Source organism: Anoxybacillus sp. ST4, assembly GCF_019448545.1.
Classification (GTDB): Bacteria; Bacillota; Bacilli; order Bacillales; family Anoxybacillaceae; genus Anoxybacillus; species Anoxybacillus pushchinoensis.
The window spans coordinates 208,549-221,523 of record NZ_JAHZOE010000001.1 but is presented as its reverse complement, the minus strand read 5'-3'; the positions used below and the strand labels follow the sequence as shown (position 1 = coordinate 221,523).

The following is a 12,975-nucleotide window of genomic DNA, read 5'->3' as shown; positions in this document are numbered from 1 at the left end:
AACATTTTTTGTTTGAATTTCGTTTAATTTACGTATTTTATTTATAAAAAGATGTTGCGACAAACGAGAAGTTATAAGATAATAAAAAACGTAAGAAAGTTTGTAAAATTATTTTATTTATACGTTTACGTGTAGTTTGGCACAAGGAAGACAATTGTATACAGGCGGATGACAACAAGGGGAGAGACTACGGGATGTAGCGCCGAAGGAGCAAGTGGAAACACGAATCTCTCAGGCAAAAGAACTCTTGTTTGACGCGGCTCTGGAGAGCGTTCACGCATGTGAACCACCCACGAGGACACCTATGCATATAGGGAAACTTTCAGGTGAAAGGACAGAGACTACCATATGACAATATGGGGGTCGTCTGTCTTTTTTTATGAACAAGGAGGGAGCATATGTTAAAAAGAACGCCGTTATTTCCTTTGTATGTAGAGCATGGCGCAAAAACGATTGATTTCGGTGGTTGGGAATTGCCGGTGCAGTTTTCAAGCATTAAAGAAGAACATGAGGCAGTAAGAACGAGAGCAGGATTATTTGACGTGTCACATATGGGCGAATTTGAAGTGAAGGGGAAGGATAGTCTTCCTTTTTTACAAAAAATGATGACAAATGATGTTGCCAAATTAACGGACGGTCGCGCCCAATATACGCTCATGTGTTATGAAGATGGCGGAACGGTTGATGATTTGTTGATTTATAAAAAGGCGGACGATCATTATCTCCTTGTAGTGAATGCTGCAAATATTGAAAAAGATTTTGCATGGCTTCAGGAGCATGTATTTGGTGATGTGGAAGTCGTCAACGTTTCCGACGATATCGCACAATTAGCGCTTCAAGGACCGCTTGCTGAGAAAGTATTACAAACATTAACAGCTACTGATTTGTCTGCAATGAAATTTTTCTCTTTTGCTGATGGTATACGTGTTGCTGGGGTTGAAGCGCTCGTATCGCGGACAGGATATACAGGGGAAGATGGATTTGAGATATATTGTCGGGCAGAAGATGCGCAAACCGTTTGGCGTACCATTTTAGAGGCAGGAAGAGAAGAAGGTGTAATTCCGTGCGGACTTGGTGCGCGTGATACGCTTCGCTTTGAAGCATGCTTACCGCTTTATGGACAAGAGTTGGCAAGTGACATTACGCCGATTGAAGCTGGGCTTGGATTTGCGGTCAAAACGAATAAAGACGTCGACTTTTTCGGAAAAGAAGTATTGAAGAAACAAAAGGAAGAAGGAACGGCACGCAAGCTCGTCGGTATTGAAATGATTGACAAAGGCATTCCGCGTCACGGATATGCGGTATATGTAAACGGAGAACAAGTTGGGGTCGTGACGACAGGAACGCAATCGCCAACGTTGAAAAAAAATATCGGTTTAGCACTGCTTTCAACAACATATACCGCGCTTCATACAGAAGTGGAAGTCGATATTCGCGGAAAACGATTAAAAGCGAAAGTGGTGGCGACACCGTTTTATAAGCGCACAAAATAATGTGAGGAGAGAGAGTCATGCTTCATCGTTATTTGCCAATGACGGAAGAAGATAAACAACAAATGCTACAAACGATCGGGGTACAGTCCATTGATGAACTGTTTGCAGATATCCCTGAAAGCGTCCGTTTTCAAGGGGAGTATAACATTAAGCGAGCCAAATCAGAGCCGGAGTTAATGAAAGAACTCATGGCGCTTGCTGCGAAAAACGTCGATATTAAGACGCATCCTTCATTTTTAGGTGCAGGGGTGTACGATCACTATATTCCAACGATCGTTGATCACGTTATTTCACGTTCAGAATTTTATACTGCGTATACACCGTATCAACCGGAAATTTCGCAAGGTGAGCTACAAGCTATTTTTGAATTTCAAACGATGATTTGTGAGCTGACGGGTATGGATGTCGCGAATTCATCGATGTATGATGGCGGAACGGCGCTAGCTGAAGCTGCGCTATTAAGCGCCGCGCATACGAAAAAGAAAAAAGTGTTGTTATCTAGCGCAGTGCATCCAGAATATCGCGAGGTTGTGAAAACATACGCCAAAGGTCCGGGGCTAGAAGTGGTAGAAATTCCGTATGAAAACGGTGTGACAAATATTAGAGTGCTACAAGAAGCGATGGATGAAGATGTGGCATGTGTCATCGTACAATATCCGAACTTTTTTGGACAAATTGAACCGTTAAAGGATATTGAGCCAATCGCTCATGCACATAAAGGAATGTTTGTTGTCGCAAGCAATCCGCTTGCTCTAGGAATATTGACACCACCTGGTCAGTTCGGGGCAGACATCGTTGTTGGCGATGCACAAGTCTTTGGCATTCCAACGCAATTTGGCGGTCCGCATTGCGGTTATTTTGCAGTAAAATCGGCGCTCATGCGCAAAATTCCAGGACGTCTCGTCGGACAAACGACAGATGAAGAAGGCCGCCGTGGTTTTGTGTTGACGTTACAAGCGCGCGAACAACACATTCGCCGCGATAAAGCAACATCAAATATTTGCTCTAACCAAGCGTTAAATGCGCTTGCTGCATCGGTAGCCATGACCGCCCTCGGCAAACGTGGCGTCAAAGAAATGGCGACGATGAACATTCAAAAAGCGCACTATGCGAAAGAAGCATTCGTAAACGCTGGTTTTCATGTCGTGTTTTCAGGGCCGTTTTTCAATGAGTTTGTCGTCCGTCTAAACAAACCGGTAGCAGAAGTAAATAAAAAGCTATTGGAGAAAGGAATCATCGGAGGCTATGACCTTGGTCGTGATTATGCGGAACTGCAACATTGTATGTTAATTGCGGTAACGGAATTGCGGACGAAAGAAGAAATTGACACGCTTGTAAAAGAATTGGGGGATTATCATGCATAAAGACCAACCGCTTATTTTTGAGTTAAGCAAGCCGGGACGCATAGGGTACAGCTTGCCCGAGCTAGATGTACCGGCGATCGACGTCGCACAAGTGATTCCAAACGATTACATTCGCCAAGAAGCAGCAGACCTCCCAGAAGTATCAGAGCTTGACATTATGCGCCATTATACAGCGTTATCCAAACGCAATCATGGAGTCGATTCTGGCTTCTATCCGCTTGGGTCTTGTACGATGAAATATAACCCGAAAATAAACGAAAATGTTGCCCGTTTTGCTGGATTTGCCCACATTCATCCGCTTCAGCCGGAAGAAACGGTACAAGGGGCACTTGAATTAATGTACGACTTACAGGAACATTTGAAAGAAATTACCGGTATGGATGCGGTGACGTTGCAACCAGCAGCTGGCGCGCACGGCGAATGGACAGGGCTTATGATGATTCGTGCTTATCATGAAGCAAACGGTGATTACAACCGAACGAAAGTCATCGTCCCTGATACAGCCCATGGAACAAACCCTGCTTCAGCAACGGTGGCGGGATTTGAAACGGTCACGGTCAAATCGACAGAAGAAGGGCTCGTTGATTTAGACGATTTACGTCGCGTTGTCGGCCCGGATACAGCAGCACTCATGCTTACAAACCCAAACACGCTCGGATTATTTGAAGAAAACATTTTAGAAATGGCAGAAATCGTGCATGCTGCAGGTGGAAAGTTGTACTATGACGGTGCGAATTTAAACGCCGTGTTAAGTAAAGCAAGACCGGGGGACATGGGTTTTGATGTCGTGCATTTAAACCTTCATAAAACATTTACCGGTCCGCATGGTGGTGGCGGTCCCGGTTCAGGTCCAGTTGGTGTGAAGGCTGAGCTCATTCCATTTTTACCAAAGCCAACAGTCGAAAAAGGAGAAAACGGCTACTATTTCGACTATGACAGACCGCAAGCGATCGGACGTGTGAAGCCGTTTTATGGAAACTTTGGCATTAACGTTCGCGCCTATACGTACATTCGCTCGATGGGCCCAGACGGCTTAAAGGCTGTAACAGAATATGCGGTATTAAACGCAAACTACATGATGCGCCGCTTAGCGGAATATTACGATTTGCCATACAACCGTCATTGCAAACATGAATTTGTCTTGTCAGGCAAGCGACAAAAGAAATTAGGAGTGCGCACGCTTGATATCGCCAAGCGTTTGCTTGATTTCGGATATCATCCGCCGACGATTTACTTCCCGTTGATCGTCGAAGAGTGCATGATGATCGAGCCGACAGAAACCGAGTCTAAAGAAACGCTCGATGCCTTCATTGATGCGATGATTCAAATCGCAAAAGAAGCGGAGGAAACGCCGGAAATCGTTCAAGAAGCGCCTCATACAACGGTTGTGAAACGTCTAGATGAAACAACTGCTGCTCGCAAGCCCATTTTACGCTATCAAAAATGAGGTGCCAAGCATTTTTGCTTGGCACCTTATTTTTTCTTCACTTTTCCTGTCCACATTTTGAAGCCACCTTTTAAGTGGTATAAGTCACGATATCCTTTTCGGTATAGCATTTGGGCAGCGCGGCCACTGCGGAGTCCGCTTTGGCAATATAAATAAATCGGTTGATCTTTACGCAATTCCTTCATGCGGAAACGAAGCTGTGAAAACGGAATATTGCGCGCCCCTAAAATATGACCAGCAGCATATTCATCTGGTTCACGCACGTCGATGAGTTGTGCTTTTCGGTAGCCGGCCCGAAATTCTTCTTCCGTAAGCGTCGTAACAATTTTCTTTTGGTAAAAGTATGTAATGACCGCGTACACAATAATTGCTCCGAGAATAATAAGAACCGTTGTCATGATGCCCCTCCTTTTTTTCATCGTTGCCACGTCTATTATATAAATGTTTTGGACAAGAAGCAAAGCATTTTCCATTGACTTATGACGTTTGGTACACTATAAAATGATAGAGGAAAGGGTGGGGTAGATGGAAAAAGAAGTATGGCGATTCATTGACTCAGGCAATTGTTCCCCGGCGTTTAACATGGCGCTTGATGAGGCGCTATTGGAATGGCATAGTGAAGGGAAAATTCCACCGACGATCCGTTTTTACGGTTGGAATCCACCGACGCTTTCAATTGGATATTTTCAAAAAGTTGAAAAAGAAATCGATATGGAAGCAGTAAAGACGTATGGACTTGGCTTTGTCAGACGGCCAACAGGTGGACGGGGCGTGCTTCACGATCGAGAGTTGACGTATAGTGTGATTGTGTCAGAGGCGCATCCAGCCATGCCGCAAACGGTGACGGAGGCGTATCGCGTCATTTCGCAAGGCATTTTAGAAGGTTTTCGCTTTTTGGGCCTTGATGCGTATTTTGCTGTACCGAAGACAGAAGAAGAAAAAGCGGATTTGAAAAACCCACGTTCGGCCGTTTGCTTCGATGCGCCTTCTTGGTATGAGCTCGTCGTCGAAGGAAGAAAAGTGGCAGGGAGCGCACAAACGCGACAAAAAGGCGTCATTTTACAGCATGGCTCCATTTTATTGGATTTAGACGAGGAGATGCTGTTTCGTTTGTTTAAATATCCGAATGAGCGGGTTAAAGAGAGAGTGCGACAAAATTTTAAACATAAGGCGGTCGCCATCAACGAGTTAACGGGGCGCAACGTGACAATCGATGAGGCGAAAGAAGCATTTTTTAAAGGTTTTGAAAAAGGTTTGAACATTCAGCTTGAGCGGTACGAATTAACCGATGATGAGCTTTCTTACGTTCAGCAATTGGCAAGGAATAAATATGAAACGGATGAATGGAATTTTAAACGGTAAATTTTCCTCTTGACAAACAAAAAAACACTTGACTTAATTATCAATATGTAGTATGTGTTTTGTAAAAAATCATACTACATATTGATTTTTTTATTGATTCTTGTTGTCGATATATGGTAGTTTAATGTAGTAAGATTATGTTGGTAGAGGAGAGGTAAACATGACGGTTGCGTTTTCTGAAAAAATGATGGTGAATGTGGACAAGTTGAACGAAGACATTCGCCTGTTTCCGCAAGTGCACCCGATTACTCCTGAGATGCACATTACATATAAAGGTGTGTCACGTTTAGTTATGCTCGATCGTTATTCGTTCAAGGATACGGAAAAGTTGACGTTAAGCGTCGGTGATTTTGTCGTTTTGACGGTAAAGGAAGATCCGAAGTTTCCGGCGCGTGGTCTTGGATTTATTGTCGAGCTTGACTGGGAAAAGAAAAAGGCGCATGTACTTGTTGAGGAAGAGTATCGCCATGTGTTGGAAGGAGAAGAGGCGAAAACAGGGATCGTTGTTCGCTCCCTCGATGTCATTGAAAAGCCGTTAGAAATTTATTATGAACAAATTGCGAAGCGGAACGCAACCGGGCTCGCTGCGGTGGAACAAACAGAAGAAAAGCGGCAAGAGTGGTTTGAAAAATTTTATGAACAGCTCGTCAACCTTCATTTTGTTCCAGCTGGTCGCGTATTGTACGGTGCAGGTTCTGGAACAGAAGTGACGTACTTTAACTGTTATGTTATGCCATTTGTGAAAGATTCGCGCGAAGGCATTTCTGAGCATCGCAAACAGGTGATGGAAATCATGAGCCGGGGCGGTGGTGTAGGAACGAACGGTTCTACCCTTCGTCCACGTAACACACTCGCGCGCGGAGTGAACGGAAAATCGTCCGGGTCCGTATCATGGCTTGACGACATCGCAAAATTAACCCATCTTGTCGAACAAGGTGGTAGTCGCAGGGGCGCACAAATGATTATGTTAGCCGATTGGCATCCGGACATTATTGAATTCATCATTTCCAAAATGCAAAATCCGCGCATTTTACGCTATTTACTTGAAAATACGGAAGACGAAGGCATTCAAAAAGCAGCGAAAGAAAAATTAAAATTTACGCCACTTACTGAACAAGAACGCGCAATGTATCAAGGGATTGTTAATTATAAAAACATCCCGGGTTACGGCGGTTTCACGGAAAAAATCATTAAAGATGCGGAAGAAAAGTTGCGCACAGGTGGCACGTATAGCGTCCACAATCCAGACTTTTTAACAGGAGCGAACATTTCTGTTTGTTTAACGAAAGAGTTTATGGAAGCGGTAGAGAAAGATGAAGAGTATGAATTGCGCTTTCCAGATGTTGAGACGTATTCGGAAGAAGAAATGCGCATCTACAACGAAAAATGGCATGAAGTCGGCGATGTGCGCGAATGGGAGAAAATGGGCTATCGCGTTCGTGTTTACCGGAAAATTCGTGCGCGCGAGCTATGGAAACTCATTAACATTTGCGCAACGTATTCTGCCGAACCAGGTATTTTCTTTATCGACAACGCCAACGACATGACGAATGCAAGAGCGTACGGGCAAAAAGTAGTCGCAACAAATCCGTGTGGTGAGCAGCCCCTCGCACCTTATTCTGTGTGCAATTTAGCCGCGATTAATTTGGCAAATATGGTCGATAAAGAAAAGAAGGTCGTTGATTATGAAAAATTAAAGCGTACGGTTGAAGTTGGCGTCCGTATGCAAGATAACGTTATTGACGCAACCCCGTATTTCCTTGAAGAAAATAAAAAGCAAGCGCTTGGGGAGCGTCGCATCGGTCTTGGCGTCATGGGACTAGCTGACTTACTTATTTATTGTGAAAAAGAGTATGGCTCCAAAGAAGGTAATCAGTTAGTTGATGAGCTGTTTAAAACGATTGCAACAACGGCATATCGGGCGTCGATTGAACTTGCCAAAGAGAAAGGAAGTTTTCCGTTTTTAGTTGGCGAAACAGAAGAAGAAACGATGAAGTTGCGCGAAGCGTTTATTCACACCGGTTATATGAAAAACATGCCGGAAGATATTCGCCAAGATATTTTAAAATACGGTATTCGTAACTCGCATTTATTAACGGTCGCTCCGACCGGGTCCACAGGGACGATGGTTGGCGTGTCCACAGGGCTAGAACCATATTTTTCGTTTTCTTATTATCGAAGTGGTCGTCTTGGTAAGTTTATTGAGGTAAAAGCGGATATCGTCCAAGAATATTTGGACAAACATCCAGAAGCAGATCCAAATAACTTGCCGCATTGGTTTGTGACAGCGATGGATTTATCGCCAGAAGCTCATGCAGACGTGCAATGCATCATCCAACGCTGGGTTGATTCTAGCCTCTCGAAAACAGTGAATGCCCCGCGAGGCTATACGGTTGAGCAAGTACAAAAGGTGTATGAGCGGTTATGGCGAGGCGGTGCAAAGGGCGGCACAGTTTATGTCGATGGTAGCCGTGACGCGCAAGTATTGACATTAAAAGCAGAAGAAAATGTGGTCGAGGAGCAGCTTGAATTAATTCCAGAAGAGCCGAAAAAACGAGCGGTGGCGCTTGTTGAAACGATTCCAGATTTGCGCGCAACGGACGTGACGATTGGATCGGAAGTTGGCAACATTTGTCCGGTGTGCCGCGAAGGAACAGTTGAAGAAATTGGTGGTTGCAACACATGCACAAGTTGCGGCGCTCAATTAAAATGCGGCTTGTAATGTAAAAAAGGGACGGAAAAATCCGTTCCTTTTTCTCTTATGCCGGATAACAAAAATTGCATTTCATCACCTCATAACAATCAACCATACTAACATTGAGGTGATTGGATGAAGCCATTTATTCCACAGCTTGTTTATTTTGAACGTGAGGCGCTTGACTACCCTCTTGGGCGAGAACTAAAGGAAAAATTTCAAAGGATGAATATTGACATTCGCGAAACAACATCCCACAATCAAGTGCGCGGCATCCCAGGGGATACAGAGCTTCAACAATATCGCAATGCCAAATCAACACTCGTTGTCGGCGTCAGGCGTACCCTGAAGTTTGATACGTCCAAGCCATCAGCAGAATACGCCATTCCCCTCGCGACAGGCTGTATGGGTCATTGCCATTACTGTTATTTACAAACGACGCTTGGAAGTAAACCATACATTCGCGTATACGTAAATCTTGATGATATTTTTGCCCAAGCGAAAAAATATATTGACGAGCGTGCTCCAGAAATTACGCGCTTTGAAGCAGCATGTACATCAGATATTGTCGGCATCGACCATTTGACGCATGCGTTAAAACAAGCGATCGAATTCATTGGAGAGACGGAATACGGTCGGCTTCGTTTTGTCACAAAATATGAACACGTCGACCATTTGCTTGATGCGAAGCATAACGGAAAAACGCGCTTTCGCTTTAGCGTCAATTCCCGTTATGTCATCCAAAACTTTGAACCAGGAACGTCTTCATTTGATGCGCGGCTAGAGGCAGCGCGAAAAGTCGCCCATGCCGGTTATCCGCTCGGTTTTATCGTTGCTCCCATTTATATGCATGACGGGTGGGAAGAAGGGTATTTTGAGCTATTTGAGCGGTTGCATACGCATTTACAAGGCATTGACCGAACGAATTTAACGTTTGAATTAATTCAACATCGCTTCACCAAGCCTGCGAAAGCAGTCATTCAAAAAAGGTACCCGAAAACGAAGCTAGATCTTGATGAGACGAAACGAAAATATAAATGGGGGCGATATGGCATCGGAAAGTATGTATATATAGATGAAGACGCAACAAGATTGCATGACACGATCCAATCTTGTATTGAACAATTTTTTCCTGAAGCAACAATTGAATATTTTACGTAAATAGTTGTCATGCTTGGTAAACATGTTATAATCATAATGATTGCGATGTTTGTTTAGGAGGGGAACGTATGCCAACACCAAGCATGGAAGATTATATTGAACAAATTTATATATTAATTGAAGAAAAAGGGTACGCCCGTGTATCAGATATTGCCGAAGCGTTATCTGTTCATCCCTCCTCTGTGACAAAAATGGTTCAAAAACTTGATAAAGATGAATATTTAGTATATGAAAAATACAGAGGGCTTGTATTAACGCCAAAAGGTAAAAAAATTGGCAAGCGGCTCGTGTATCGTCACGAATTGCTCGAGCAATTTATGCGTCTTATCGGTGTAGCTGAAGAAAATATTTACCGCGATGTCGAGGGAATTGAACATCATTTAAGTTGGAATGCGATCGATCGCATTGGCGATTTAGTACAATATTTTGAGGAAGACGAATCACGTCTTGAAGCGCTTCGCAACATTCAAAAACAAAACGAGCAAGAACAGGCATGACGCTTGTTCTTTTTTGTTTTTTTATGCTCAATGTGCTCCTTTTCTCATACATATATGGCGAGGGGGGGAGGAGCGTGGAAATTGATGGCGTATTTTCTGGTGGCGGAGTAAAAGGATTTGCTTTAATTGGAGCATATGAAGCCATTGAAGAAAAAGGATTTCGTTTTAAGCGGCTCGCCGGTACGAGCGCTGGGGCACTCATTGCTTCGTTTATTGCGGCTGGATTTACAAGTAAAGAAATATTAAAGATGATGGAAGAGATGAATTTAACAGATTTTCTTGATGAGCGACAGACGATCATTCCTTATGCCTGGTTAAAATGGCTTCTTCTTTATTGGAAAATGGGGCTTTATAAAGGGGAAAAACTTGAGCAGTGGGTAGCCGAACAGCTTAGTAAAAAAGGGGTGTACACGTTTGCTGATTTGCCCCATGAACGATTGCGTGTTGTCGCTTCGGATTTAACGAACGGAACGATACTTATTTTGCCGGATGATTTACCGAAGTACGGCATTGATCCTCTTCGTTTCCCAGTCGCAAAGGCAGTAAGAATGAGCGTTGGCATTCCTTACTTTTTTGAACCTGTGCGACTAAAGACAGAAGAAGGAAAGCATATTGTCGTAGATGGTGGATTGTTAAGCAATTTTCCGATTTTCTTATTTGACGAAGAGCGAAAAAAAAGACCCGTTCTCGGCATAAAATTGAGCGCAAGGCAAGGACAAAAAGCAAAGAAGAAAATTGATAATGCGATTGAATTGTATGAAGCGTTGTTTCAAACGATGCGCGAGGCACACGATGAACGATATATTTCACGCCGTCATGAAAAAAACATTATTTTTCTTCCTGTAAAACATGTTGTCGCAACAGATTTTTCGATGACAGATGAAGAAAAAAAGAAGCTCATTTCGTTTGGAAAAGAGCGGACGGAACAATTTTTAAAAACATGGACGTATTAAACGTATGAAAGAAAAAAATCGGGTTAAAAAGAGGCCCGATTTTTTTTCTTTCCCTTTTTGCCTTCAATTACTGTTAAATGGGTGGCGTGCTTTTTCTTTAAAGCGGTTGGGCGCGGTTGTTTTTTCGACGTCGGCTTCGTTTTTTGATGGTGGAGTTTTTTCGATTGTTTAACCGCTTTTTGATATGAATGATCGAAACGCTGTCTTTGTATCCATTTGTATATGGCGTAAAAAACAGCTACGATGAGCACGATGATCATCGCTTGTTTCAACAATCGAATCGGATCGTTCCATAAACGATAAGTCAAGCCAAATATAGCTAATACAATAAGCAAAGTAATAAGTGGGAATGGGCGCCGACGCAATCGATCCACCTCCTTTATCGTTACACCACTTCTTCTTGCTGTTTCGTCGCTTCTCCCTCTAATTCAAGCAACCGTTGAAATGATGCGATCGCCACTTCTACTTGATCATCAGTCGGTTCTTTCGTGGTGAGTAGTTGCAACCATAAACCCGGATAACCGAGCCAACGTAATACAGGAATATGCCGCAATGCATTTGTTGCTTGTAGCACTTCAAAGGATAGCCCTAGCACGACAGGAATGAGTGCTAATCGGTTCAATACTCGCACCCAAAGCGGCTCTGTTGGCACGAACATGTAAACGAATACGCCGATGAAAACGGTGAATAAAATGAAGCTACTGCCGCAACGATAATGAAGGCGCGATTGTTGTTGTACATGTTCAACGGTCAGCGGCAAACCATGCTCGTAGGCATTAATTACTTTATGTTCTGCTCCGTGATATTGAAACAGTCGTTTTACAAGTGGCGTGAGCGAAATAAAGTAAATATAACCTAGAAGTAAAAGAAGTTTAAAAAACCCTTCAACAAGAATTTGAGCCATATTCGATGAAAAAATCGGTCTCGTTAACTCAGCTAAAAATACAGGAATAAGTGTGAAAATAAATTTCCCAAATAGGAACGATAAAACACCGATTAGCGCCACGCCTAAAATCATCGTCCATTTCGATGGCGATTCCGCTTGCAAAGTTTCATCTTCATGTGGATCAAGATCATATCGTTCACTTGAAAACTGCAAATGTTTTGACCCGTTTGCGCTTGCTTGAATAATCGCAAAAATGCCGCGAAGAAACGGAATTTTTTTCAATGAAGCAAGCGTCTTGTTTGTTTGGCGCGGAACGTGAAAATATTCTATCGACCCGTCTTTTCGACGAATAGCTGTGACGGAATGATTGCGCCCTGCAAACATCACACCTTCAATGACTGCTTGCCCGCCGTATACGTTTTTGTTCATGAGAAGACACCAACCTATTTTCTTTTTTCTTATATTCTACAAGAAAACGATAAAAACCTCTAGGTCGATGTATCGTTTGTATTTGTATTGTTGCCAAAAATGAGAAACAATACACATGAGATCCAACATTTTGGACAAGATAAAAACGGAGGTGATTGATGTGCAAACAAAAACGAAACGAGACGCACAACTCGAACAAAATAAAAGGGAAAAGCCAATGCCTGTGCTAGCAAAAGTCGCGTTGATCGGCTTCATTGGAGGTGTGTTTTGGGGCTTTCTCGCATATTGTGCTTATTTTTTTCATTTTACAGAAGTGGCGCCAAATTTCATTTTGCAGCCATGGGCAGTCGGTGATTGGAAAAACGGGGCGCTCGGTCAGACGATTGCCATATTGTGTATCGGACTCGCTTCCGTCATCGCTGCATTTGCATATTACGCCTTTTTAAAAAATAAGCAAGGCATTTGGCCAGGCGTCGCTTTCGGTCTCGCACTATGGGTTCTCGTATTTTACGTACTGAATCCTATATTCCCACAATTAAAAGCTGTGCCGCAACTTGAACGAAACACCGTTGTAACAATGGTATGCTTTTACATTTTATATGGTGTATTCATCGGATATTCCATTTCTTTTGAAGTGGCGGAGATGAGGCGACAAAAACAGGCTCATGTGGTAAAATAACCTCATATA

Annotated in this window: 12 protein-coding genes and 1 riboswitch; of the genes, 9 read left to right on the top strand and 3 right to left on the bottom strand. The window is 43.2% G+C overall.

Annotation, left to right across the window (positions count from 1 at the left end; genetic code table 11):
• The first annotated feature begins 168 nt into the window (after window positions 1-168).
• Window positions 169-257: riboswitch (glycine riboswitch) on the top strand.
• Between the two features lie 141 nt (window positions 258-398).
• The 3 genes from gcvT to gcvPB are packed head-to-tail and all read left to right on the top strand — an operon-like array spanning window position 399 to window position 4,304.
• Entirely contained in the window at window positions 399-1,493 is a 1,095-nt protein-coding gene (gcvT, locus tag K1I44_RS01255; protein WP_003394073.1) for a glycine cleavage system aminomethyltransferase GcvT, read from the top strand.
• A 17-nt stretch (window positions 1,494-1,510) separates the two neighbouring features.
• The gene (gene gcvPA / locus K1I44_RS01250; RefSeq protein ID WP_003394075.1) at window positions 1,511-2,857 is read left to right on the top strand and encodes an aminomethyl-transferring glycine dehydrogenase subunit GcvPA; all 1,347 of its coding nucleotides are present in this window, start codon (window positions 1,511-1,513) and stop codon (window positions 2,855-2,857) included.
• Window positions 2,850-4,304, top strand: coding sequence for an aminomethyl-transferring glycine dehydrogenase subunit GcvPB (gene gcvPB / locus K1I44_RS01245; protein ID WP_003394077.1), 1,455 nt, complete (start codon window positions 2,850-2,852; stop codon window positions 4,302-4,304). The genes gcvPA and gcvPB overlap by 8 nt, the downstream gene beginning before the upstream one ends.
• 26 nt (window positions 4,305-4,330) lie before the next feature.
• On the opposite strand, the gene K1I44_RS01240 is transcribed toward gcvPB, so the two are convergent.
• Window positions 4,331-4,702, bottom strand: coding sequence for a rhodanese-like domain-containing protein (locus K1I44_RS01240; RefSeq protein WP_219985020.1), 372 nt, complete (start codon window positions 4,700-4,702; stop codon window positions 4,331-4,333).
• A gap of 127 nt (window positions 4,703-4,829) precedes the next feature.
• Here K1I44_RS01240 and K1I44_RS01235 point away from each other — a divergent pair, with 127 nt between their 5' ends.
• The 5 genes from K1I44_RS01235 to K1I44_RS01215 all read left to right on the top strand — a co-directional run bounded on the left by K1I44_RS01235 (window position 4,830) and on the right by K1I44_RS01215 (window position 10,972).
• Window positions 4,830-5,666 (top strand): lipoate--protein ligase family protein, encoded by an 837-nt coding sequence (locus tag K1I44_RS01235; RefSeq protein ID WP_219985019.1) that lies wholly within the window; start codon window positions 4,830-4,832, stop codon window positions 5,664-5,666.
• Between the two features lie 160 nt (window positions 5,667-5,826).
• Window positions 5,827-8,388, top strand: coding sequence for a vitamin B12-dependent ribonucleotide reductase (locus tag K1I44_RS01230; protein ID WP_219985018.1), 2,562 nt, complete (start codon window positions 5,827-5,829; stop codon window positions 8,386-8,388).
• A 108-nt stretch (window positions 8,389-8,496) separates the two neighbouring features.
• Window positions 8,497-9,522, top strand: a complete 1,026-nt coding sequence (gene splB, locus K1I44_RS01225) for a spore photoproduct lyase (RefSeq protein ID WP_219985017.1) — start codon at window positions 8,497-8,499, stop codon at window positions 9,520-9,522.
• Window positions 9,523-9,590: 68 nt separating this feature from the next.
• Window positions 9,591-10,019: a transcriptional regulator MntR gene (gene mntR / locus K1I44_RS01220; protein WP_003394093.1), complete on the top strand. Its 429-nt coding sequence runs from the start codon at window positions 9,591-9,593 to the stop codon at window positions 10,017-10,019.
• A gap of 74 nt (window positions 10,020-10,093) precedes the next feature.
• Window positions 10,094-10,972, top strand: a complete 879-nt coding sequence (locus K1I44_RS01215) for a patatin-like phospholipase family protein (RefSeq protein WP_003394095.1) — start codon at window positions 10,094-10,096, stop codon at window positions 10,970-10,972.
• Window positions 10,973-10,995: 23 nt separating this feature from the next.
• Here K1I44_RS01215 and K1I44_RS01210 read toward each other — a convergent pair whose 3' ends face one another.
• Together K1I44_RS01210 and K1I44_RS01205 are read right to left on the bottom strand one after the other, a co-directional pair.
• Complete coding sequence (locus K1I44_RS01210; protein ID WP_219985016.1) at window positions 10,996-11,337, bottom strand: SA1362 family protein; 342 nt, start codon at window positions 11,335-11,337, stop codon at window positions 10,996-10,998.
• 20 nt (window positions 11,338-11,357) lie between these two features.
• The gene (locus tag K1I44_RS01205; RefSeq protein ID WP_219985015.1) at window positions 11,358-12,287 is read right to left on the bottom strand and encodes a DUF1385 domain-containing protein; all 930 of its coding nucleotides are present in this window, start codon (window positions 12,285-12,287) and stop codon (window positions 11,358-11,360) included.
• A gap of 115 nt (window positions 12,288-12,402) precedes the next feature.
• Here K1I44_RS01205 and K1I44_RS01200 point away from each other — a divergent pair, with 115 nt between their 5' ends.
• The gene (locus K1I44_RS01200) at window positions 12,403-12,966 is read left to right on the top strand and encodes a YqhR family membrane protein (RefSeq protein WP_219985014.1); all 564 of its coding nucleotides are present in this window, start codon (window positions 12,403-12,405) and stop codon (window positions 12,964-12,966) included.
• The last annotated feature ends 9 nt before the right edge of the window (window positions 12,967-12,975 follow it).